Annotated in this window: 24 protein-coding genes; 11 read left to right on the top strand and 13 right to left on the bottom strand. The window is 69.8% G+C overall.

Features of this window, described 5'->3' with window-relative positions:
* The first annotated feature begins 46 nt into the window (after window positions 1-46).
* The 4 genes from ADL25_RS03990 (at window position 47) to ADL25_RS04005 (ending at window position 4,451) form a co-directional block, all read left to right on the top strand.
* A complete protein-coding gene (locus ADL25_RS03990) occupies window positions 47-1,933 on the top strand; it encodes a hypothetical protein (RefSeq protein ID WP_059126202.1) in 1,887 nt (628 codons plus the stop codon).
* 194 nt (window positions 1,934-2,127) lie between these two features.
* Window positions 2,128-2,751 carry a hypothetical protein gene (locus ADL25_RS03995; protein WP_234380450.1) on the top strand — a complete coding sequence of 208 codons (624 nt, stop codon included), beginning with the start codon at window positions 2,128-2,130 and terminating at the stop codon, window positions 2,749-2,751.
* A gap of 322 nt (window positions 2,752-3,073) precedes the next feature.
* Window positions 3,074-3,724 (top strand): DUF4360 domain-containing protein, encoded by a 651-nt coding sequence (locus tag ADL25_RS04000; RefSeq protein WP_059126204.1) that lies wholly within the window; start codon window positions 3,074-3,076, stop codon window positions 3,722-3,724.
* A gap of 214 nt (window positions 3,725-3,938) precedes the next feature.
* Window positions 3,939-4,451, top strand: a complete 513-nt coding sequence (locus tag ADL25_RS04005; RefSeq protein WP_059126205.1) for a YceI family protein — start codon at window positions 3,939-3,941, stop codon at window positions 4,449-4,451.
* Window positions 4,452-4,720: 269 nt separating this feature from the next.
* Here the strand turns inward: ADL25_RS04005 and ADL25_RS04010 are convergent, their stop codons facing one another.
* From ADL25_RS04010 to ADL25_RS04020, 3 genes are all read right to left on the bottom strand, one after another.
* Window positions 4,721-5,185 carry a peroxiredoxin gene (locus ADL25_RS04010; protein ID WP_059126206.1) on the bottom strand — a complete coding sequence of 155 codons (465 nt, stop codon included), beginning with the start codon at window positions 5,183-5,185 and terminating at the stop codon, window positions 4,721-4,723.
* 133 nt (window positions 5,186-5,318) lie between these two features.
* Window positions 5,319-6,368, bottom strand: coding sequence for a zinc-dependent alcohol dehydrogenase family protein (locus ADL25_RS04015; RefSeq protein ID WP_059126320.1), 1,050 nt, complete (start codon window positions 6,366-6,368; stop codon window positions 5,319-5,321).
* 8 nt (window positions 6,369-6,376) lie between these two features.
* Window positions 6,377-6,799, bottom strand: a complete 423-nt coding sequence (locus ADL25_RS04020; RefSeq protein ID WP_059126207.1) for a hypothetical protein — start codon at window positions 6,797-6,799, stop codon at window positions 6,377-6,379.
* 120 nt (window positions 6,800-6,919) lie between these two features.
* Here ADL25_RS04020 and ADL25_RS04025 point away from each other — a divergent pair, with 120 nt between their 5' ends.
* Both ADL25_RS04025 and ADL25_RS04030 read left to right on the top strand, forming a co-directional pair.
* On the top strand, window positions 6,920-7,723 hold the full coding sequence (locus ADL25_RS04025) for a helix-turn-helix domain-containing protein (protein ID WP_059126208.1): 804 nt from the start codon (window positions 6,920-6,922) through the stop codon (window positions 7,721-7,723).
* 199 nt (window positions 7,724-7,922) lie between these two features.
* A complete protein-coding gene (locus tag ADL25_RS04030) occupies window positions 7,923-8,741 on the top strand; it encodes an SAM-dependent methyltransferase (RefSeq protein WP_059126209.1) in 819 nt (272 codons plus the stop codon).
* A gap of 30 nt (window positions 8,742-8,771) precedes the next feature.
* Here the strand turns inward: ADL25_RS04030 and ADL25_RS04035 are convergent, their stop codons facing one another.
* Complete coding sequence (locus ADL25_RS04035; protein ID WP_059126210.1) at window positions 8,772-9,692, bottom strand: helix-turn-helix domain-containing protein; 921 nt, start codon at window positions 9,690-9,692, stop codon at window positions 8,772-8,774.
* Between the two features lie 95 nt (window positions 9,693-9,787).
* Entirely contained in the window at window positions 9,788-10,018 is a 231-nt protein-coding gene (locus tag ADL25_RS04040) for a DUF397 domain-containing protein (RefSeq protein WP_079050168.1), read from the bottom strand.
* A 355-nt stretch (window positions 10,019-10,373) separates the two neighbouring features.
* Between ADL25_RS04040 and ADL25_RS04045 the strand changes: the two genes are divergently transcribed.
* From ADL25_RS04045 to ADL25_RS04055, 3 genes are all read left to right on the top strand, one after another.
* A complete protein-coding gene (locus tag ADL25_RS04045; RefSeq protein ID WP_234380452.1) occupies window positions 10,374-10,847 on the top strand; it encodes a hypothetical protein in 474 nt (157 codons plus the stop codon).
* Window positions 10,848-11,016: 169 nt separating this feature from the next.
* The gene (locus ADL25_RS04050; protein ID WP_059126322.1) at window positions 11,017-11,382 is read left to right on the top strand and encodes a hypothetical protein; all 366 of its coding nucleotides are present in this window, start codon (window positions 11,017-11,019) and stop codon (window positions 11,380-11,382) included.
* Window positions 11,383-11,658: 276 nt separating this feature from the next.
* Window positions 11,659-12,111 (top strand): ATP-binding protein, encoded by a 453-nt coding sequence (locus tag ADL25_RS04055; RefSeq protein ID WP_107116506.1) that lies wholly within the window; start codon window positions 11,659-11,661, stop codon window positions 12,109-12,111.
* Between the two features lie 99 nt (window positions 12,112-12,210).
* On the opposite strand, the gene ADL25_RS04060 is transcribed toward ADL25_RS04055, so the two are convergent.
* Window positions 12,211-12,645, bottom strand: coding sequence for an ATP-binding protein (locus ADL25_RS04060; RefSeq protein WP_059126212.1), 435 nt, complete (start codon window positions 12,643-12,645; stop codon window positions 12,211-12,213).
* Between the two features lie 298 nt (window positions 12,646-12,943).
* Between ADL25_RS04060 and ADL25_RS04065 the strand changes: the two genes are divergently transcribed.
* Window positions 12,944-13,420, top strand: coding sequence for a MarR family winged helix-turn-helix transcriptional regulator (locus ADL25_RS04065; protein WP_234380466.1), 477 nt, complete (start codon window positions 12,944-12,946; stop codon window positions 13,418-13,420).
* A gap of 55 nt (window positions 13,421-13,475) precedes the next feature.
* On the opposite strand, the gene ADL25_RS04070 is transcribed toward ADL25_RS04065, so the two are convergent.
* The 6 genes from ADL25_RS04070 to ADL25_RS04095 form a co-directional block, all read right to left on the bottom strand.
* Window positions 13,476-15,212: a PP2C family protein-serine/threonine phosphatase gene (locus ADL25_RS04070; RefSeq protein WP_059126213.1), complete on the bottom strand. Its 1,737-nt coding sequence runs from the start codon at window positions 15,210-15,212 to the stop codon at window positions 13,476-13,478.
* A complete protein-coding gene (locus ADL25_RS04075) occupies window positions 15,209-16,288 on the bottom strand; it encodes an ATP-binding SpoIIE family protein phosphatase (RefSeq protein WP_059126214.1) in 1,080 nt (359 codons plus the stop codon). Before ADL25_RS04075 ends, ADL25_RS04070 begins: the two co-directional genes overlap by 4 nt.
* Window positions 16,285-16,731, bottom strand: a complete 447-nt coding sequence (locus ADL25_RS04080; protein ID WP_059126215.1) for an anti-sigma regulatory factor — start codon at window positions 16,729-16,731, stop codon at window positions 16,285-16,287. Before ADL25_RS04080 ends, ADL25_RS04075 begins: the two co-directional genes overlap by 4 nt.
* Entirely contained in the window at window positions 16,728-17,147 is a 420-nt protein-coding gene (locus tag ADL25_RS04085; RefSeq protein ID WP_059126216.1) for an STAS domain-containing protein, read from the bottom strand. The genes ADL25_RS04080 and ADL25_RS04085 overlap by 4 nt, the downstream gene beginning before the upstream one ends.
* Window positions 17,144-18,040 carry an STAS domain-containing protein gene (locus ADL25_RS04090; RefSeq protein WP_059126217.1) on the bottom strand — a complete coding sequence of 299 codons (897 nt, stop codon included), beginning with the start codon at window positions 18,038-18,040 and terminating at the stop codon, window positions 17,144-17,146. Before ADL25_RS04090 ends, ADL25_RS04085 begins: the two co-directional genes overlap by 4 nt.
* Window positions 18,041-18,256: 216 nt before the next feature.
* Entirely contained in the window at window positions 18,257-19,423 is a 1,167-nt protein-coding gene (locus tag ADL25_RS04095; RefSeq protein WP_059126218.1) for a PP2C family protein-serine/threonine phosphatase, read from the bottom strand.
* A 199-nt stretch (window positions 19,424-19,622) separates the two neighbouring features.
* On the opposite strand from ADL25_RS04095, the gene ADL25_RS04100 reads away from it, so the two are divergent.
* Window positions 19,623-20,054: a MarR family transcriptional regulator gene (locus tag ADL25_RS04100; RefSeq protein WP_059126325.1), complete on the top strand. Its 432-nt coding sequence runs from the start codon at window positions 19,623-19,625 to the stop codon at window positions 20,052-20,054.
* Between the two features lie 249 nt (window positions 20,055-20,303).
* On the opposite strand, the gene ADL25_RS04105 is transcribed toward ADL25_RS04100, so the two are convergent.
* Window positions 20,304-20,642 (bottom strand): STAS domain-containing protein, encoded by a 339-nt coding sequence (locus ADL25_RS04105; protein WP_059126326.1) that lies wholly within the window; start codon window positions 20,640-20,642, stop codon window positions 20,304-20,306.
* Window positions 20,643-20,943: the final 301 nt, after the last annotated feature.

The following is a 20,943-nucleotide window of genomic DNA, read 5'->3' on the forward strand; positions in this document are numbered from 1 at the left end:
CGCACAGGGGGCTGGTGCGGTCCGCCCTACGGGGAGGAAAGCGCATATGACGCTGCTGGGGGAGAACACCGCGGCTCTCTACGACACCGGCCCGGTGCCGGGTCCCGGGGGGATGCCGGTGACGTACGAGCAGGTCGCCACGGGCGAACTGACCGTCATCGGTATGGAGAAGCCGATCGTGCCGCGGTTGAGCGCCGGGCTTCGACTGCACGGCGAATACCAGGGGTCCGGGTTCACCGAGCCCCGGTACATCGCCCGTCGGGGGGACGGGCAGGTTGTGCAGTTGTCCCGACTGCTGCACCTGGTGGCGTCGTCGATCGACGGAAGCCGCGACATCGAGACGATCGCCCACCGGGTCAGCGCCCGGTTCGGGCGCGAGGTGAGCGCGGAGAACATCCGCTATCTGATCGAGAACAAGCTGGACCCGCTCGGCGTGACGGTCCCCGAGGGACTGCGGGACGACCAGATCTCTGCACCCAGGTCGGACCTGCTCCTCGCGCTCAAGGGCCATCGAGTCATCTTCAACGAGCGCCGGGTGGCGAAGATCGCCCGCGCGCTTGCCTGGTTGCACCGCCCTCTCGTGGTGGTGGCCGTGCTCGCCGGTGTCGCCGTCCTGGACGTGTGGCTGTTCGCGTACTTCGGCGCGATCACACCCGTGCTCGAGGTACTCGATCAACCGGTGCTGCTCCTCGTGGTGTTCGTGCTGACGGTGGCCTCGCTCGTCTTCCACGAGTTCGGCCACGCCTCCGCGTGCCGCTATGGCGGTGCCCGGCCAGGCAGCATCGGATGCGGACTGTTCCTCATCTGGCCCTCGATGTACACGGACGTCACCGACGTCTACCGCATCGGCCGGGGCGGGCGACTGCGCACCGATCTCGGCGGCATCTACTTCAATGTCGTCTTCATGCTGGCGCTGGCGGGTGCCTACGCCCTCACCGGCCAGCCGTTCTTCCTGGCCGCCGTCTATCTGAACCACTTCGAGATCCTCGAACAGCTGATGCCGGCCGTGCGCCTCGACGGCTACTACATCCTCGGCGATCTCGCCGGTGTCCCCGATCTCTACGGCAAGATCAAGCCGATTCTGCTCAGCCTGATCCCGGGAGCCAGGGGCAGCAAGGCCCGGGCCGAGGTCGCCGCGCTCAAGAAGTCGTCCCGGGTCATCGTCGCCACCTGGGTCCTGACGATGGTGCCTCTCATCATCGGCGAACTGGGATACGCGCTCTGGAACCTGCCGCGAATCACCACCACGATGATCCGCTCGCTGACCGAGCAGATCGTCGGCACGGGCGGTGCCTTCGCCGAGGGGGAGATCGCGGCGGGCCTGATGGGCGTGGTCGGCTGCATCATGCTGCTGTGCCCGATGGCGGGCGTGGTCTATCTGTCGGTGAAGCTCGGCGGACGCCTGTGGCGGGGTGCCGTGAAGTCGACGGACGGCCGGCCCCGGTTGCGCGTGGCCCTGTGCGCCCTGCTCCTGGTCGGACTCGGCGGTCTCAGCTACGCCTGGGTGTCCGGCATGACCCCGGAGCCGCTGCCGAAGAAGCCGCCGATCGCTCCGATACTGCAGCCAGGTGTGTCGCCCTCGGCGCCGCCGGCCCGGCGGGCCACGACCCCGGATCCGGACGATGCCGCACCGTCGGCGGGCGTCCCGAGTGCTTCGGCCGGCACCGCCTCCCCGGACGCCTCGGACGGTCCTTCGGCCTCGGCGAGCCCGTCGGATTCCGCGAGTGCGCAGCCCGGCGCCTCGAAGTCGCCCTCCGAGGGCACGGTCGGGCAGCCCAGCGGCAGCCCCGAGACGAGCGGGCAGCCCCCGGTCTCCGGATCGGAAGGCCCCGGATCAGGCTCGCCCTCCGCTTCTGCGTCGTCCGAGAGCCCGACCGCACCGGAGAGTTCCAGCGAGCCGCCGGTCGACTCGCCCACCCCCAGTCCTTCCTGATCACCCCGGGCCCGTCCCGGGGCTGAGCGGACCGGCCCCGGGCCCAGCACCGGGGCCGAGCCGCTTCCGCCGGTCCGAGAGCGCAGTGCGTCCCCTGTCCTGCGGAACTCCGTCCTACGGCATCACTCAAACGGGAGTCCCACGTGAACCAGCACCGCAAACCCCGTCCACCTTCCGCCCTCTCCCAACGCGCAGTGCGTGTCGGATTGTTCGCCGCCGGCGCGGCCGGTCTCGCGACGGCCGTGCCCGCACAGGCCGCGACGGCGGCCCCGCGGCACGCCGCGGTCGCCATCGACCAGACCTTCACCCGCGCCGACTTCCGGCATCACACGCAGACCAAGGACTCCTTCACCGTGCGCCAGCTCGGTACGGTCAGCGCCGCGACCGTGCACAACCAGGCCAACGCCGTCGGGGTGGGCTGCTCGGTCGACGACCGCTGCCGCTCGGTCGCGCTGTCCTTCCAGATCGTCACGATGGCGGGGGAGCGCACCCATCTGACGGCCGTGAACCGCGGTGACGCGGTCAACAAGTACTGCGACGGCTGCCAGACCCTTGCGGGCGCCTACCAGTTCGTCGTCTCGACGCCGCGCCCCTTCGCCCTGGACGGCGAGGCACGGCGGCGCCTCAACGACATCCACCGGCGGCTGGACGCACTGACCCGCTCCACGCTTCCGGCCGCCGACATCAAGACGCGGGCGGACGGGCTGGCCGCCGAGGTCGACAAGGTGCTCAGCGAAGCGGCCGCGAAGGCGCCCAAGGGCCACGAGCGACCCAAGGTCACCCTCCACCGCCACCTCGACGGCTGGCCCGCCCACTGACCGGGCCCGCCAAGGCCCGCCGTCCCGTGAAGTCCGGGGCGGCGGGCCGCCTTGTGTGCGCCGGGCGGGGTCCGCACCGCGCCGATTGGCCGGAGATCGCCGTACCGGCAGGCGCCCGGAGTACATACGATGCGATGGCCCCGGCCTTCACGGCTCCTTCACAGGTGGGGGTATGCATGCCCGCGTGCATGACATGTACATGACACTGGTATCTGATCCAACGCACTGGTCCGCGACGGCCCCGTGCTCACGCGCGGGGCCGCACCCCCCAATGCCCGGCGGTGCACACCGCCGGGTCGCCGATGCAACGGATGGGAGAACCATGGCTGGTGGAATGCTCCTGAGCGGCGCGATTGCGGCGCTCTTCGCCACCGCACTGCCCGTGTACGACCCGTCGTCCGGGATCGTCGACCCGCCCCCCGACAAGATCGTCATCAAGATCGCCACGGTGAACGGCTCCGGCTGTCCCCAGGGGACGGCCGCGGTCGCCGTCTCGCCCGACAACACCGCCTTCACGGTGACCTACAGCGACTACCTCGCCCAGGTGGGGGGTAGTGCGGACCCCACGGCGTTCCGCAAGAACTGCCAGCTCAACCTCATCGTCCATGTGCCCCAGGGCTTCACGTACGCCATCGCCAGTGCGGACTACCGCGGATTCGCCTCGCTTCAGCGCGGTGCGTCCAGCACGGAGAAGGCCTCGTACTACTTCCAGGGGTCGCCGAACACGGCGGCCATCACCCACCCGTTCCGCGGTCCGTACGACGACAACTGGCAGGCGACGGACGTCACGGACTGGGCGCAGCTGGTCTGGGCGCCCTGCGGTGTGCAGCGGAACTTCAACATCAACACCGAACTGCGCGTCAGTGCCGGCACTTCGACGCCCGGCAGCACGAGCTTCATGACGATGGACTCCACGGACGGTGACATCAGCACCGTCTACCACCTGGCCTGGAAGGAGTGCCCCGAGTCCTGACCTTCTCCGGTAGGCCGTCACCGGCTCCTTCCCGCCGGAGCCGGTGACGGTACGGCGGGAGACGGCCGGGTGCCGAGGCGACCGGGACCGGCCTCGTCCATTTTTGGACCAAGTGGGTTGTTCAAATTTGGAGAAGAGGTTAGCGTGAGGGTCATCCAAAATTGGATGACTTGATCACCGCTCTGTCCCGCCCCTCTTCCGCTGGAGAACTCTCATGACCGTCGCCGTCGAAACCGGACTGTGGCAGCTCGACCACACCGCCTCCACCGTCGCCGTGCAGCACAAGACCATGTGGGGGCTGGTCACGGTCAAGGGTTCCTTCAACGCCCTGAGCGGTCAGGGAGAGGTCAAGCCGGACGGCACCGCCCAGGGCACCATCACCCTGGACGCCGCATCGCTCGACACAAAGCACACCAAGCGCGACAAGCACCTGCGCTCGGCGGACTTCTTCGATGTCGACCACCACCCCGAGATCACCTTCGCGGTGCAGCGTGCCGAGGCGCGGTCGGACGACACGGCTCAGATCACCGGAGAGCTGACCGTGCGCGGGATCAACCGGCCGCAGTCCTTCACGGCACGCGTCACGCAGGCGGATGCGGAAGCGGTCACGCTCGAGGCGGAGTTCACCGTGGACCGTGCGGAGTTCGGCATGGACTGGAACCAGTTGGGCATGCTGCGCGGCCTGACGACGGTCGTCGCCACCCTGCGTCTCACGCGCACGGCGTGACGACGGGGACGGAGCCCCCGTCGCCGTCGTCGTGACCCCGCAGCGGGGCTCCGGCCTCCGGCTCCCGCAAGACTGCCGCCCTCTGTTGCTTGCATGACCCGGGTGGTGTCACCGGGCGGCAGGCATCGGTAAGACCATGGTCTAGGTCTACCGAGCGATCGCCCGGGCCGGCTGCGGTCCGTAGAAGACGCCGTCTCGGCGCATCGCGAAGGGGACGCCGGCCCGGGGCCCCGGAAGGCGGCGAAGCGGACGTCCCGTACCGTCGCCCGTCAGCTCGTGCGGGTGCGCAGGGCCGCCAGGGCCCGGTCGGCGTGCGCGCTCATGCGCAGTTCGCTGCGCACCACCTCCAGCACCTTGCGGTCCTGGTCGATGACGAAGGTGACGCGCTTGGTGGGGGACACGGAGAAACCGCGCCGGACTCCGAACCGCTCCCGGACTGTCCCGTCCACGTCGGACAGCAGCGGGAACCCGAGCGTGTGGCGTCCGGCGAACTCCTGCTGACGTTCCATGGAATCGCCGCTGATACCGACCGGCCTGGCGCCGACCGCTGCGAACTCGGCCGCAAGGTCCCTGAAGTGGCACGCCTCCGCCGTGCAACCGCGGCTGAGGGCGGCGGGGTAGAAGAACAGCACGACCGGTCCGTCGACGAGGAGTTCGGACAGCCGCCGCTGCGCACCCGTCTCGTCCGGCAGGTCGAAGTCCTCGATCACGGTGCCCACTTCGACGTCCGCCATGCCGACCTCCGCGTTTCCCAGGATGTCACGCGCCCACAGAGGTGCGCCGACCTGATATTACTGGATGGTACGGCGCTGTTCCGCGGGTGTGGCGGCCCCGGACTCCACCCCGGCGTCCGATCGTGCGGGACGGTCACGTCATCCACGCCGTCGGCTGTCCCATGGTGATGACGACTTTTCCGAACGGCGCGGCCGACTCGTAGTAGCGGTAGGCCGCCACGGCTTCGTCGAACGGGAACACCCGGTCGACGACCGGCCGGAGCCGATGCGCGGAGATGGCTTCGTTCATGCGCGTGAACTGGGCGCGACTGCCGACGGCCACGGCCCGGACCGTCGCGGCGATGCCGAACAGCAGACGGGGCTCGATCGGTCGCAGGTCGCCGGACACGGACCCGACGAAGGCGACATGCCCGTCCATGGCGAGCGATTTCAGCGACTGCTCCAGCGTTCCCGCGGTGTCGACCACGCGGTCGACTCCCCGCCCGCCGGTGAGTTCACGTACGGCGGTGTGCCAGTTCGGTATGTCGCGGTAGTTGACGACCTCGCCGGCTCCCAGATCGCGAAGGCGCTGCTCCTTGTCCGCGCGGCCGGTGGTGGCGATGACCTTCGCACCGAGGAGTTCGGCGAACTGCACCGTGAACAGGGAGACGCCCCCGGATCCGGTGGTCAGCACGGTCTGTCCGCGCCGGACTCCGCGGCCGTCGCCGGTCAGGGCGTTCCACGCCGTGACGGCTGCACAGGGAAGCGTTGCCGCCTCGGCGTAGGAAAGGTGGTCGGGGACGGATACCAGGGCGTCCTCGGGAAGGACGGCCAGCTCGGTCAGCATTCCGTCCAGCGAGCCACCCAACTGCGGCAGACAGTGCGGTTGCAGTGGCCCGTCCAGCCACCGCGGGAACAGCGCCGCGGCGACGCGGTCGCCCGGGCGCACCCGTTCGACACCCGGTCCCACGGCGACGACCTCGCCGGCACCGTCCGAGACCGGGACGACGTCCGGTTTGACGGGCAGTACGTACTGCCCCCGCAGCACCAGCAGTTCGCGGAAGCCGAGGGAGGCGGCTCGGACGGCTACCGCCACCTCCCCCCTCCCCGGAGAGCGCGCTGCGTGCTCACGCAGCGAAAGGCCCTCGATGCCGCCGCCGCTGCGTGCGTGGTAGCTGCGTACCGACGTAGGAAGTACGGACATCGGCGCGTTCACCCTTCGACGAACTGGTAGTCGCTGACGATGCGCCCGTCGGGGCCGAGCACGAGGATCTCCAGTCCCGCGCTCGCCGTCGCTCCACCCTCGCGGGGCACCATCTCCCAGCCGAACTTGACCATGTCCCCGAGCCGGTCGGCGTTCCCGCGCGAGCGGAAGACGAAGATGCCCGGCGCGACGAACTCCTCGTAGGCGCGGGAGACCCGGAACTCCAGTGCCCGGTGCCCGCGCGCCTGTAGAACGAGACGATCGAAGCCCAGCCCCTCGGCGGTGCGCAGGATCTCCTCGGGGGGCCGGACCGCATGGACCGCATCGGCGGACCACAGCTCGTGGACCTCGGCGCGGCGGCGTTCCGCGTCGGGCTCGTTCCATACGGCGACGTAGCGGTCGGTGAGGTGGTGGATGTCGGTGGGGGTCATGATGTTCCCTTCGGCCGTTCACGGTCGGGTGTGCGGCAACGACCGTCCTGCGTCGGCCGCCGCACGGCAATTCCCCGCAGGGAATCGCGGACCGGAGGCCGGGAGAGTTACACAGGAGGGGTGATCAGCGAATCGACACAAGGTCCGCTCGCCGGCGCGCTGCGCGAGTGGCGCACCCGGCGGCGCGTCAGCCAGCTGGAACTGGCGGTGCGCGCGGGCACCACGCAGCGGCACGTCAGTTTCATCGAGAGCGGACGGTCGGCCCCTGGCCGATCAATGATCATCCGGCTGGCGGAATCCCTGGAGGTGCCGATCCGGGAGCGCAACGAACTGCTCCTCGCGGCGGGATTCGCGCCCGCCTACCCGCAGACGCGCCTGGACGACCCACGACTCGAGCCGATTCGCACCGCCCTCGAACGCATTCTGCAAGGGCACCTTCCGTACCCGGCGGTGGTCGTCGACCGGTTCGGCGACCTGGTGTCGGCCAACGCCGCCTTCCACAAGCTCATCGCGGGTGCGGCCCCGCATCTGCTCCTCGCGCCGATGAGCGTCCCCCGGGTGCTGCTGCATCCTCAGGGCTTGGCGCCACGTATCGCGAACCTCGGCGAGTGGGCGTGGCACATCATCGAACGTCTTCAGGCGGAGAGTGCGCGGAACCCGGACGTCCGGCTGCAGGACCTGGTCTCGGAACTCCTCGACCTGGCACCACCGCGTCCGCGCGAGTCGCCGGACCACCTCGGCCTCGCCGTACCGCTGCGTCTGCGAGCCCACGATCCTGCTGACACACGGGAGTTGACGCTGGTCACCACCCTCACTCACTTCGGCACCGCCGTCGACGTCACCATCGCCGAACTCCGCCTCGAGGCATTTCTGCCCGCCGACGAAGGGACCGGCGCCATGCTGGCCGAACTCGTCGAGCCATGACCGCTCCTGTCAGGCCCCCCGCAGGCACAGTCGGCGCCAGAATCGCCAACCATGCTTGATCAACCGGTAGTTGATCACTGATCAGGTGGACTTGATTCCGCATCCTTCGTTCGGGGACTGGCATCGGGAAACGCCGGGTCTCTAGGATGGAGTGCCCGCCGAGCCGGTTCCGACGGCGCGGCCCGTCTCTGGGGGAACGATGCAGCCTGGCAGGCAATTGTCCACGTCGATCGACGCCACGGTGCCGACAGCCGCCCGAATGTACGACCACTACCTGGGCGGAAAGGACAACTACGCGGCCGACCGGGCAGCCTGCGAGGAACTTGACAAGGTCGTCCCCAGCACCCGTGCCCTCGCGCTGAACAACCGCAGGTTCCTCCAGCGCATGGTGCGCACCCTGGCGGAGGACTACGGCATCCGGCAGTTCCTGGACCACGGATCCGGGCTGCCCACGCAGGACAACGTCCACCAGGTCGCCCAGCGTGTCGACCCCACGAGCCATGTGGTGTACGTGGACAACGACCCGATGGTTCTGGTGCACGGCCGGGCGCTGCTGGAGCAGGACGACCGCACCGCCGTCATCCAGGCGGACATCCGCGACACGGAGGCGATCTTCTCCCATGAGGAGACCCGCCGCCTGATCGACTTCTCGCGTCCCGTTGCCGTGCTCTTCAACTCGGTGATGCACTGCATCCCGGACAGCGACACCGAAGGGCCGCCCGCCCTGGTCAGCCGTGTCGTCGAACAGCTCGTGCCCGGCAGCTTCATGGTGATGTGTCAGCTCGTCAGCGAGGACCCGAAGGTCCGTGAGTTCGTCACCGACTTCATGGCTCAGGCCACCCAGGGACACTGGGGGCGTGTGCGCCAGGAGAAGGACGTCGCCTCCTGGTTCGAGGGGATGGACATCCTCGAGCCGGGACTGGTTGAGGTGTCCACCTGGCGGCCGGACACGGAGGTGGCACCTCGTCAACTCACCCAGGAATGGATCGAGTTCGGCGGCGTAGGCCGGATCCGCTGACGCAGGACCCGGCGATCGGCGGCCCCGCGGTCAGCTGGGGGAGTAGCGCTCCTCGAGTGTCCTCTGTAGCAGGGCGACCGATTCGCGGGGGTTGAGGGCTTCGTCGGCGAGCCGGTCGAGTGCCATCCGGTACTCCTCCGTCTCGTCGCGGTCCTCGAGGAAGTTGGCGCTTCGGATGTGCTCGAGATAGACGATGTCGGGCAGATCGAGACCGCCGAAGCGCAGATAGGTGACCGGTATCGCGGGCGCCGAGGCGTTCGTGACGTCCAACGGCACGAACTGCAGGGTCACATGCGGATACTGGGCCATCTCGACGAGATGCTCCAGCTGTTCACGCATCACCTCGCGGCTGCCCAGCACTCGCATCAGGACCGACTCGTCGATGATCGCCCACAGTTGCGGGGTGTCCGGGCGGCCCAGCAACTGCCGCCGCCGCATCCGCAACTCCACCCGTCGTTCCACCTCCGTCGCCGAAGCCGACGGCAGTCCCCGCTCCACCACGGCCCGGGTGTAGGCCGCGGTCTGCAGCAGACCGGGAACGTACTGGATCTCGAAGGTGCGGATGCTGGCGGCCGCCTCCTGCAGTCCGACCAGGCGATCGAACCACTCGGGCATCAGCCGTTTGTCGTAGCGCTGCCACCAGCCGGGCTCACCGGCACGCTGCAACAGCTTGACGAGGACCGCGGCCTCGTGGTCGTCGGCCTTGTACAGCTGCAGCAGCGAGCGGACGTCGTCCTCCGTCGGCGGCTTGCGGCCTTTGCCTGCCTCGATGCGCGACAGCTTGGCGGGGCTGAAACCGAGCGCTCGCGCGGCCTGCTCCTGGGAGAGGCCGAGACCCTCCCGCATACCGGCCAACTGTACCCCGACCAGCATCTTCAGGAGAGTCGGAGCGGGCTCCGTCCGGTTGAGATACGGTTCCAGTCGAGAGACGCGGCGGGACTCGACGGACATCCTGACTCCCAGTCGGTCGGCAGACAACAGGCCATCAGTATCGCACTCGACCGGTCCATGTCGCATGTGCCGACAGCATTGTGCCGCCGGGAACTTCACACCAGATGGTCGAACTCGCCCTCCTTCGCGCCGGCCAGGAAGGCCGCCACCTCGGCGGGCGTGTAGACGAGCGCAGGTCCGTCCGGGTCACGGGAGTTGCGCAGCGCGACCGCCCCGTCGGCCAGAGCCGCCACCTCGACGCAGTTGCCCTCGGCATTGCTGTGCCGGCTCTTGATCCAGCGGGCGCCCAAGGCGCTCGCCCGCACTCCGTTTGGCACTGAAGGCACCACTGTCTCCTTGCTCACGTTCCGACACGGGGCGCCGGCCCACGTGGGACGGAACGCACCCCACGGGGCCCCGTGGTTCTCCTACCCATCATGCAATTTCCCATGCAATTGCACGATGGTGCTGACTGCGTGGATAATAGCGGTGCGTCAATCGCTGGACTGGCGCTGCGCGCTGACGTCGCATCAGGGAGACCACCGTGTCCTTGCCTGCACACCGGGTTCCGAGCCGCCCTGGCGGGCGAGGCTGGGCCCCGGGCGGGGAGCGCGGCCTGCCGGGTCATGACGCCGAGCGCGCCGTTGCAACGCAGAGGACGACCCCCGGGGCCTGGCCCCACACTGTCTGCGGGGAGCGGAAATGACCACACCACTCAAGGACTTGGGGCACGTGCCGTGGGAGGCCATCAAGGACTCCAGCGGGTCGGCGGAAGCCATCCCCGTCCTGCTCCACAGTCTCGCCTCGGGTGACGAACCCACTGCCCGGGCGGCCCTCGGCGACCTGAGGGAACGAATCTGCCAATACGGGTTCGTCGTCGACCAGGCGACGGCCGCCACCGTCCCGTTCCTGTGGGAGCTCGCGCGGCTTCCCCAGGTGACGTGTCGGGTTCAGATCATCCACCTGCTCAAGAACATCGCGGATGCACGGCAGTGGGAGAGCACGGCGACCGCCTATCCCAAGTTGCGCAACTACCCCCATGATTACGTGAGTTGGGAGCAGCAGGCTCGTCGCGCCGTCCATGCCGACCTGGGCGGGCTGCGCCAGCTGCTCGCCGAGCCGGACGTCGAGCTCGTCGAGGCCGCGACCGAACTCGCCTCGACACTGGCGGCCTGACGATCGAAAACCTGCGTGCCGCGGGTCGCCGGACGCCCACCGGGAGGCCGTCGCACGCGGTGGGCGCCCCGGTCTCCCGTGAGGGAACGACGAAGGTGCCCGCCTGCCCGGAATGGCCCCCGGGGACACGGGTATCCGCTGCTCCACACCCACCGTGGAAGGGAGCATCGTGACCATCGAGAGACCGTGGACGTACGAACCGGGCAGCGGCCACGTCGAGGGACAGGACCTGGCCGGCTTCACCGTCGACGCCACGGACGGAACCGTGGGGCACGTCGACCGGCAGGCCGACGGGCCGGGCATGCGGCATCTGATCGTCGACACCGGGGTGTGGGTGTTCGGCAAGAGCGTGCTCATTCCCGCGGGCGTCGTCAGCGGCATCGACACCGACGCACAGCAGATCACGCTGGCGTGCTCGAAGGACGAGGTTAAGGACGCACCTCTGTTCCGCACGGATCGCGAGACCCTCGATCCCGAATATCTGGCCAAGGTCGACGACTACTACCGTGGTCTGCCACCGCGACGTGCGGAGTGACGGCGCGGGCGCGGCGTCACCCGGCACGACATCACTGGGCACGTCGCGGTGGGTCCGCTGTGACGCACCCATGGCTCGTGCGCGGCCGGGTAGACGGTGACCGATGAACGAACGAAACCATGCCACATCCACTCTCGTTCGCCGGGCGCCCGGCAACCGGCCGCCCGGCGGACGAGGTCCGCTGCCCGAGGGCGAGCGATGACACCGGCGGAACTGCCCTCGGGCGGTGCACCTCCGGCCGCCGTCGGTGCGGCAGGGAAATCCGGCGGGGCGAAAATGGACACTCGCCCGGATGGCGCGGGCATTCAGGTCTGCGGGCGGCTGCGTACACCGATCCTGGCCGCCTCGGGCGTCACCAGCGCGGCGACGGCCCGCGACTACGTGCTGACGGTCCTGCGAGGCCGCGAGGGAGCTTCCGCGGTGCAGCCGAACGATCAGGCCGTCACCGATCTGCTACTGGTCACCTCGGAGCTGGTGTCCAATGCCATCCGGCACGGCGGTGGTCTCGTGGCCTTCGTGGCGACGCCCACGCGCGAAGGGGTCCGGCTGCATGTGCACGACCGCAGCGCCGAGATCCCCTCGACGGCTTTGGGCCCGGGCGCCCTTCCGGCAGGGGACACGGTCGGGGGATACGGATGGCCGTTGATCATCACGCTGGCACGGGACATCGCCATCGAGCGGTGTCCGGACGGGGGCAAGATCGTGAGCGTGCTGGTGCCGCTCGGATGACGGTGTGTGTCCGGGGCTCCGTGAATCATGACGCCCCGGAGCGCCGACGGGTCGCCCGACGAGCGGCCGGCCGGACACCCGGGGCGGGTCGGCCCGCCGCTACCAGGGAAGGAAGACGTGCACGTCCTTGCCGTCCGGATGGACGACGACACTCACCTGGTCGCACAGCGTGTTCACCAGATGCCAGCCGATACCGCCGGCGCGGCCGGGGCGGAAGGGCCGTGGTGAAGGAGGGATCGTGCTGGTGTCGTGCAGCGTCACATGCACTCCGTCGAATGTCGGCCGCATCCACAGTCCGAAGGGGCCCGGAGCGTACTGGACGGCGTTGGCGGCGAGCTCGTCGACCACCAGGAGTATGTCGTTCCAGTGCTCGGGGCTCGTCGGAGTCGATGCCCGCGCCAATCGGCGCAGGAACTCCTCGGCCGCCAGTCGTGCGTCCGTCACATCGTGCAGCTCGCCCTTGAAGCCGGCCTTGAGGCTCTCCACCGACTCGAACGGCCAGGTCTTGTTGTCCCAACGCGGCTCGGTTGCCATGCCGTCCTTCCCCCGGCCGGCGCACCGGCCGGTTGTCCTCGTACGTCGCGTCGACGCCCGGCCCCCCCTATCACGGTTGCCAGAATGACGATGACTACGCCTCCTGGATCACAGAAAAAAGGGCGTATATGTCCCTATGTGCCGGGGATAAGCGCGTCCTGCATCGATCCCGTGAAGGGGCCGTATCCGGTCGCGTACTCGCAGGAGTCGGGGGTAGGGGCGCCGAACGGATCGACCGTGTCGGTTCGAGGCGGAGGGCGCGGCAGGCGTGGGAAGCGCGGTGGGAGTTGACCGTGAGGTGACCGAGGCAGAGGAGGCGGGCAGCTGTCCCAAGGCGCTGGCCCGCCAGGTCGGGGACGCGGTGGAAAGCCTGGTGTCGCTTTGGATCTCCGCATCGGACGCGGTCACACCGCGTCTTTCCAGACATCAGTTGAAGGCGCTCACGGCGGTCCGGTACCGCTCGGAACTCAATCTCACGGCGCTCGCGGAGACGCTCGGCATCGCACTGCCCGCGGCCAGCAGACTGTGCGACCGGCTGGAGGTGGCGGGACTGCTGGAGCGGGTGGCCCATCCCCACAACCGGCGGGAGCTGCAGCTCAGGGTCACCACTCAGGGACGCAAGCTGCTCACCGAGGTGGCCGAGCGCAGGTCGGCGAGCCTGGCGGCGGTGTTCGCCGCCATGACACCCGCCCAGCGCGCCTCGCTGGAACAAGGACTGCAGGCCTTCCGCGAAGCCCATGAACCAGGGCCGAACCGACCGGACCGTGGGACGTAGCAGGACCTCCGGCGAGCTGGTCACAAGGCCTCGGCCGTCCCCCGCCAGTGCGTCTTCACGCCGGTGATGTCTCCTGGCCGCTGTCGACGTGGCACAGCAGCAGGCATACGTCGTCGTCACGCTCCGAGTCCCGCAGCATGGGATCGAGCACCCGGTCGGCCGCTCCTTCCAGATCGCCGTCCAGATCGGACTCCGCGAGGTCGGCCATCGCGACGGTGAGCCGCTCGATGCCCGGGTCGATGCCCTGCGTCCGCCGCTCGACCAGGCCGTCCGTGTAGAGGGCGAGGGTCGAGCCGGGAGGCACCGCGGCGGTGTGGTCCGCGATGTCCTGCCGCAGCGGAATGCCCAGCATGGCGCCCGGCTTTGCGTCGAGCGTGTGCACCCTGCCGTCGTGCGTGCGCAGCACCGGCGGTGGATGCCCCGCGGCGGCCCAGGTCAGCACAGGTTCGCCCGGTCGGAAGCGGGCGATGACCGCGGTGGCGTACAGATCCGGCTGCAGATGGTGCAGAAAGAGGTGCAGCCGGGTGAGGAGGCGGCCCGGGCTGCCTCCGTCGACGGCGTACGCGCGCAGGGCCGTACGCAGCTGGCTCATCATCACCGCCGCGCGCAGTCCGTGCCCGGTGACGTCGCCCACGACGGTGATCAGGCTTCCGTCGGGCTGGCGGAAGGCGTCGTACCAGTCACCGCCGATATTGAGACCGTGGGTCGCCGGGAGGTACCGGGCGGCGAGCCGCAGCCCGGGGCCGCTGGGCAGATCGGTGAGCAGGGCCCGTTGGAGCGTCTCGGCGATGTCGCGGTTGTGTTCGAAGCGCTGCGCGTTGTCGATCGCGATTCCCGCCCTGCGGGCGAGCTCGATCAGCATCACGGCGTCGTCCGGGTCCCACCGGTCGCCCGGAGGGGTGAGGATCAGCACGCCCAGAGTCGTCCGGCGCGCCGACAGGGGCACGCACAGGAGGGGCACGGTGGGGTGGAGGGCCGAGGGGGGCCGGTCGTCCACGCCGGGCAGCCCCCCGGGATGGGCGGCCGCGTACTGCGGTCTGCCGGTCCGCGCAGCCACCACGGCGGCTGCCGGACGGGGGGCATGCCCCCGCTCCGCCTCCTCGTCCGCCAGCAGCCACACATCGACGCCGCGCGCATAGGCAGGCGTCAGCAGCTCCGGGAGCAGGCGCACGATCTCCCCGTGGTTGAGGGACGCCGTCAGCGCCGCGCTGGCATCGGCGAGGAACGTGAGCCGGCGGCGTGCCTCCTCCGCCTCGGTGCGGGCGGCCCGCTCGGCGGCGAACAGCTCACGCTGCGCCTCGCCGACCGCGTCCAGCTCGGCGTGCAGGGCCAGGACCCCCTGGTTGGTCTGATGCAGCTCCTCACGGTGGAAGGCGACCACCGCCTCCTGCTCCGACAGGGCGTCAAGGACCCGGGCGGCGTCGTCGTCCGCGCTGAAGAGCGCCTCGGCCAGGGCCGCCGGGTCCGTGTGCGCCGGCTCGGCACCGGGACCGCCGGCATCGCCGTCAGCCGGGACGGAGGCACGCCAGGTGGGTGCCCCGGTCTCGTCCGGGCCGGGACGGAGGCTGAGCCGGAGCTGCCGCTGCTCGTCGCCGCCGGAAAGCGGTGCGGCGCGCAGGGTCAGCCGCCAGGTGCCGCCCTTGGTCAGGCACTGGCGCAGTTGCGCGGTGAGCGAGGTGACCAGACGGGAGCGGTCGACGACGGAGACGCCGTGCTCCGCCGTGAGCCTGGCGATGGCGACCCGGGCCCGGGCCGCGTCGACGACGGTGGTGATCTGCCAGGTGTGGGTCATGGTTCACGATCCGACGGTGCGGGCGACAGCACGGCCACCGTGGTGTCGTCGCGGACGGGCCGGGCGGAACTGCTGGCGTCGCGCACGATCAGGGCCGCCGTCACCGCCGGGTCCAGGGCCGAGGACGGCACGCCCGCCTTCAGGGACCAACGGCTGGGCAGACCGTCGCTGTGCAGTACGAGGAGGCAGTCGGTGGACCAGGGCAGCCGCTGGTGGGGGAGGTGCGCCGGACGGTGGGCCCCGACGATGCCGGGATGGGACAGCAGGTGCTGCCAGTTGCCGCCGGAGCGGAACCGGGCCCCCACGTTGCCTACGCCGGAGAACGCCAGACGTCCCGCGGCGAGGTCGAGTTGGGCGACGGCCACGGCGGCGCCCCGGGTGTTGCGCAGGGCGCCGTGCAGCACCCCGAGCAGTTCCGGGGGCGTCAGATCGGCGGCTTGACGCAGTTGCCGGACGGCGGCGTCGGAGGCGTCTGCCGCGGCGGGGCCGTGTCCCAGTCCGTCGGCCAGGAGCACCGTGATGCGCTCGCCCGAGCGCACGCAGGCCCAGCCGTCGCCCGAATCACCGGCCACGAAGGGGATGTTGACTCCGCCGGCCCGTACCGGGACGGCGTCGCGCCGGTACGGCTGCTCTGTACGGGAGGAACGGGCCCTGGCCGAGGCGAGTATGCGCGCGAGGGCGACGGTGCCGTGACCGGGCGTGCTGTGGACGTCGAAGACGTCCGCCAGACGCCGGCACGTGCCGAGGCCCGCGCCCAGGGATGCCGTGGTCGAGAAGCCGTCGCCGAGCGCGGCCGGGAGGTCCGGGATTCCCGGTCCGTGGTCGATGGCGACGATCTGGAGCGCCGGCTGCGGGACGGACGCGTCCGATGCCGGTTCCGCGTCCACCGTCTCGATGAGGATCTGGCCGCCGCCCGCGTGCTTGAGCAGGTTGGTGGCGAGTTCGGTGGCGACGAGCTCCGCCGCGGCCGCGCGGTCCGCCGGGAACCCGGCCTGGCCGCAGGCGTCGTTCGCAGCCACCCTGACGTCCCGGACCCGGGTCGGGTCGTGCACGGGTACGTCCCGGACGCGGGTCATCGTGCCTCCTCGCGAGGGCGCGGCGGTACACCGACCCAGCAGACCACGGTGACCGAAGTGCCATGGCCCGGACTCGTGTCGATCGAGAACTCGTGGACCAGCCGCCGTGCTCCGCCCAGCCCCAGTCCCAGTCCGCCGCCCGAGGTGTAGCCGTCGGTGAGGGCCCGCTCGACATCGGGAATGCCCGGACCCTCGTCGGTGAAGGTCAGCCGCAGACCGCGGGCGCGGCCGTGGTCGAGGAAGACGGACTCCACCTGCCCGCCGCCTCCGTGGACGAGCGTGTTGCGCGCGAGCTCGCTGGCCGCGGTGATCAGTTTGGTCTGCTCCACCAGACCGAACCCGACCTCGGCGGCCGCCTGCCGCACATGCTGCCGCACCCATGCCAGATCCGTGTCCGAGCGGATGGGCAGGCATGCGGCGACGCGGCCCGATGTCTCCGTCACGCGTTCTCCTGGCGACCTTGACCGGGGGACAGGGGAGTGGATGGCTGCGCCAGCATTCGCAGCGCCTCTTGGACGTCGAGCGCGGTTCGCAGACCGGGCAGGGTGAGTCCGAGTTCGACGAGGGTGATGGCGACCGCGGGGCGCATGCCGGCCACGACGGTCTCGGCGGCGAGCAGCTTGGCGTTCGCGGCGATCTCGGCGAAGACGCGGCCGAGGAAGGAGTCGACTATCTCGACGCCGGAGACGTCGATGACGACGGCGCCGGCCGAACTGCCCGCGACGGCCTCGCCGATGTCTTGCTGGAGCTGTTCCGCGGCCTTGTCGTGCAGTTCGCCCTGGAGGGTGACCAGCAGGACGTCACCGATCCTCAGGACGGGGACGTGGGTGCTGACGGGGCCCTCCAGACCCCAGCTCATCGTGGGCCCCCCGCACCCGTCGCGCGGTCGACGATCACGGCGCCCTCCTGGTGCAGGGCATAGGCGAGAGCATCGGCAAGGCTCGCACGGGTGATGACCGAGCCGAGGTCGATCCCCAGGTGCACGATGGTCTGCGCGATCGCCGGCCGGATGCCGGAGACGATGCACTCCGCCCCCATCAGGCGTGCCGCCGCCACCGTCTTCATCAGATGCTGAGCCACCAGGGAGTCGACGGTCGGCACGCCGGTGATGTCCAGGATCGCGAACTTTGCCTGCTGGTCGACGATGGCCTCCAGCAGGCTCTCCATGACGACCTGGCTGCGGGCGCTGTCCAGGGTGCCGATCAGCGGGACTGCGACGATGCCGCTCCACAGCTTGATGACGGGCGTGGCGACCTCGAGCAGTTGGAGTCGCTGCCGATCGATGATCTCCTCACCGGCGCTGAGGGCCGTCTCCATGACGAACAGCCGCAGCGTGCCCATCAGGACGGTGAGCGTGACCACATGCGGACCCGACGCCTCCCCGTCCGAGCCGGCCAGATCGGTGATCAGCAGATCCGTGATCGAGGGGCGCAGCGCCGCGACCTCGTCGGCGATCTGGGAGGGGGCGGCGCCCCCTCGGGCCCGTGAGGCCGCCATGCGCGTGAGCTGTTCACGCACGCCGGTGAAGCCCGGAGCCCGCAGGTCCTCGATCCGGCCGGACGCGGCGACCGAGGCGAGCGCCTCCACCAGGGATCCGGCGGCTTCCGCCGCCTCGTCGCGGGAGACCGTGAACACCGTCCGGAACAGCGCCTCGTCCGCCCAGCGCTGAACGATCTGTTCGCGACGGCGTTGCAGGAAGTCGCTGATGATCCGTGTCGACGTTCCCCGGTTCGCTGTCGACTGGTCCGTCACGTCCTTGGTCTCCTTCGTACGTCTGCTCCCCGGCTGCGAGGGAGCCTCTTCGGAGAGCGCGGTTCATTGTCGCGCGACAACTGTAATCATGCGGGATCGCACATGACACCCGTGGCTGTCCAGAAGATCGTCCAACGAAAGAGGGACCTCGCCGACTGCCATGCGGACACATGGCTTCCGGTCGGCGCGGCGCGGGCGCCGACGTCCATGAAGACCCTACGCGGCGCTCTGCCGGCCGAACCAGTCGAGACACACCACGAGTGCGTCGTCCTCCGGGTCGGGCCCACCGCGGTGGTCGGAGAGCTCTCTGAGGATGGCGCGCGGTACGGCCGCGGCGGGCAGAAGCCTCGTCGACGCGATGGCCTTGGCCAGTGCCCGCTCGCCGTACTCCTCGCCCCCGGGAGCGATGGTCCGGTAGACGCCGTCACTGACGAAGACGAGCCGGTCGCCCGGTTCGACCTGGAACTCCTGGGCGACGTAGTCGGTCTCCTCGAACATGCCGAGGGGCAGCTGGGCCTCGAAGTCGACACGTTCGACGTTCCTGCCGCGCATGCGCAGCATCTGCGGGGAACCGGCGTCGACCACCTTCACCCGCCCGGTGGACAGTTCCACGTCCAGCAGGAGCACCGACAGGTAGCAGGCGCCCCGGTAGTGGGCGTAGACGGCCTGGTCGGCGAGGGCCGCCTGGTCCTCGATGGGGATGCCGGCGCGCCGCGCGTTGCGCAGTGCGTTGATGCCCAGGTTGGTCAGCAGCGAGGCCTCTATGCCCTCACCCATGCCGTTGGTGATGTACACCATCAGACCGTCGGACCCCGCGGACCAGTCGAAGTTGTCTCCGAAGATCGCGTATGCGGGCTCCAGTTGCGCGCCGAGCGCATACTCGGGCCGGGAGCACGACCGGCCCGGGAGCAGTTGCCACTGCATCTCGGCCGCGAGCGTCAGGCGGTCGCGTCGGCTGGCCCGGAGATAGACGTCCGTGTCGCGCGCGGCGACGATCACCTCGTGCCCCAGGACCTCGGCGATGTCGATGAGCTCGGGCAGGGCCTCGGCGGCACCGTCCGACGGGAGTACGACCACCAGCACACCGAGCCGGTCTCCGCGCACGGTCACCGGCAGATGGATCCTGACCCGGTCGCCGATCTCCTCCGTGACCGGGTCCTGGGCGCCGAAGGCCCGCCCCGCCGTGCTTCCGTGCACGGGGACGGGATCCGAGGTGCAGGGCTGCGCCGCGACGGCCTGGAGTACGGAGAGTCCGTAGTCGGCCATCAGAAGTTCGACCGACTCGGCCGCGTACGCGCTGCGCAGCACTTCCCGGAGCGCGTCCACCAGACGGTGTGGCGACGCGTTCCGTAGCGCTCTCTCAGCTGCGACGAATCTGTTCACGATGTCGGATACGCCATTCTTCCTCTAGTACGACCCCGGGTCCGCGTCCCGCTGGGGGGTGCGCGCCCGGGCGCCGGTGTCCGTATCTATCGTTGTGCCTGAGCTGTGGCCTCGGCAGGCCGACACCATCCGAGAAGTCTGGGAGAGTGAGTAGGTGACTTCCTCCAGCCCACGTCCGGAGCCCAGTGAGGTGGCCCGTGTGACCTCGGAGGCGGCGGAGCTGCTGGAAGTCCTATGGGGACGCGCTTCGACGGCCCCGGTCTCCGCCTCCCAGCTGCGGGTGCTCTTCATCCTCGAGCACAACGAGGGCATCAACCTGCGTACGCTCGCCGACGCCCTCGGCTCGACCCCTCCGTCGACGAGCAGGCTGTGCGACCGGCTGCAGGCCGTCGGGTACATCGAGCGCGTGGCCAGTTCGACTAGCCGGCGCGAGCTGCGCCTGTACCTCAGCCGTCGGGGCGGATCGTTTCTCGCCGAGCTGCGGTCGCGTCGTGAGCACGCGCTGGAGTCCGTGCTGGCCCAGATGCCGGCGGCCAAGCGTACGGCGCTCCTGCAGGGCCTCGAGGCCTTCGTCGCCACCGCGGCGGCCCAGCTGCACGAGGTCGACGGAGCCGACGCCCGCACGGCGTGAGCCGGGGGAGGGCAGCTCCTCCCCGCGGGGACGCCGAGAGCGCGCCGCGGTCTGTCGGCGCAGGCAGAAGGCTCCGCCCACCACAACATCCCAGTTCCCTTCATACGTTCGATGACCCACACTTTGTTGCCTGGTGACTACAGTTGTCAAACGGCAAGTGTTGCCTCTGCGTAAGCCGCCCGCGTGCACGAGCCCACGCGGGCGGCGACGGGGCTGTGGGGATGGTGTCCTGTGTAAGAGACCCCTGGGCTACGGCCGGCTCACCGTGTCGCTCGTCCCCGCGAGGGCCTCGTCGGCGGTCCCGAAGGAGGGCACCGTGAGGCTGACGCCTGTGAGATCGAGGATGCGCCGCACCGCCGGGGCCGGGGCTATCAGTCCCACGGAGCCTTCGACCTGCCTGGTCTCCTTGTAGGCGCGGAGAATGATGTTGATGCCGGACGAGTCCATGAACGGCACCGCCGAGAGATCGAGCAGCAGATGCCGTCGACCGTGGTGCATCTGGTTGGCGAGGTGATGGTGCAACTCCGTCGCCGTGTCCACATCCAGGAAACCCTTCACGACGACCAGCGCGACATCCTCGCGGGGCATCGTCACATCGATGGACAGGGGGGTCTGCTCAGCCGACACAATGTCCTCCCATGGTTACGACGAGCGTGCGGGGCTCCGCCTACCCCGGGGCGAGCACCGGATGCAGCGCCGGCCACGCTCCGGAAGTGATCAACATCTCGCCGCCGGGGCGGTGCCCGGCGGCGATTCCGGCACCAGGTACCCCTCGGGCCGCCCACCACACCTGCCCGTTGCGGACCTGCGGCAGATGTGGCGCACGGTGCCGCGCGTACTGATCCCGGCGGATGAAAATCGGGCACGCGGCGAACGCATACTTCGTCCG

Origin of the sequence: Streptomyces sp. NRRL F-5122 (genome assembly GCF_001507435.1) — a bacterium.
Classification (GTDB): domain Bacteria; phylum Actinomycetota; class Actinomycetes; order Streptomycetales; family Streptomycetaceae; genus Streptomyces; species Streptomyces lannensis.

Excerpts from the sequence above, each read along its gene's own strand:
- ADL25_RS03990 (WP_059126202.1), top strand. The coding sequence starts at position 47 with ATGACGCTGCTGGGGGAGAACACCGCGGCTCTCTACGACACCGGCCCG.
- ADL25_RS04000 (WP_059126204.1), top strand. The coding sequence starts at position 3,074 with ATGGCTGGTGGAATGCTCCTGAGCGGCGCGATTGCGGCGCTCTTCGCC.
- ADL25_RS04005 (WP_059126205.1), top strand. The coding sequence starts at position 3,939 with ATGACCGTCGCCGTCGAAACCGGACTGTGGCAGCTCGACCACACCGCC.
- ADL25_RS04010 (WP_059126206.1), bottom strand. The coding sequence starts at position 5,185 with ATGGCGGACGTCGAAGTGGGCACCGTGATCGAGGACTTCGACCTGCCG.
- ADL25_RS04015 (WP_059126320.1), bottom strand. The coding sequence starts at position 6,368 with ATGTCCGTACTTCCTACGTCGGTACGCAGCTACCACGCACGCAGCGGC.
- ADL25_RS04020 (WP_059126207.1), bottom strand. The coding sequence starts at position 6,799 with ATGACCCCCACCGACATCCACCACCTCACCGACCGCTACGTCGCCGTA.
- ADL25_RS04030 (WP_059126209.1), top strand. The coding sequence starts at position 7,923 with ATGCAGCCTGGCAGGCAATTGTCCACGTCGATCGACGCCACGGTGCCG.
- ADL25_RS04035 (WP_059126210.1), bottom strand. The coding sequence starts at position 9,692 with ATGTCCGTCGAGTCCCGCCGCGTCTCTCGACTGGAACCGTATCTCAAC.
- ADL25_RS04045 (WP_234380452.1), top strand. The coding sequence starts at position 10,374 with ATGACCACACCACTCAAGGACTTGGGGCACGTGCCGTGGGAGGCCATC.
- ADL25_RS04055 (WP_107116506.1), top strand. The coding sequence starts at position 11,659 with ATGGACACTCGCCCGGATGGCGCGGGCATTCAGGTCTGCGGGCGGCTG.
- ADL25_RS04060 (WP_059126212.1), bottom strand. The coding sequence starts at position 12,645 with ATGGCAACCGAGCCGCGTTGGGACAACAAGACCTGGCCGTTCGAGTCG.
- ADL25_RS04070 (WP_059126213.1), bottom strand. The coding sequence starts at position 15,212 with ATGACCCACACCTGGCAGATCACCACCGTCGTCGACGCGGCCCGGGCC.
- ADL25_RS04075 (WP_059126214.1), bottom strand. The coding sequence starts at position 16,288 with ATGACCCGCGTCCGGGACGTACCCGTGCACGACCCGACCCGGGTCCGG.
- ADL25_RS04085 (WP_059126216.1), bottom strand. The coding sequence starts at position 17,147 with ATGAGCTGGGGTCTGGAGGGCCCCGTCAGCACCCACGTCCCCGTCCTG.
- ADL25_RS04105 (WP_059126326.1), bottom strand. The coding sequence starts at position 20,642 with ATGCCCCGCGAGGATGTCGCGCTGGTCGTCGTGAAGGGTTTCCTGGAT.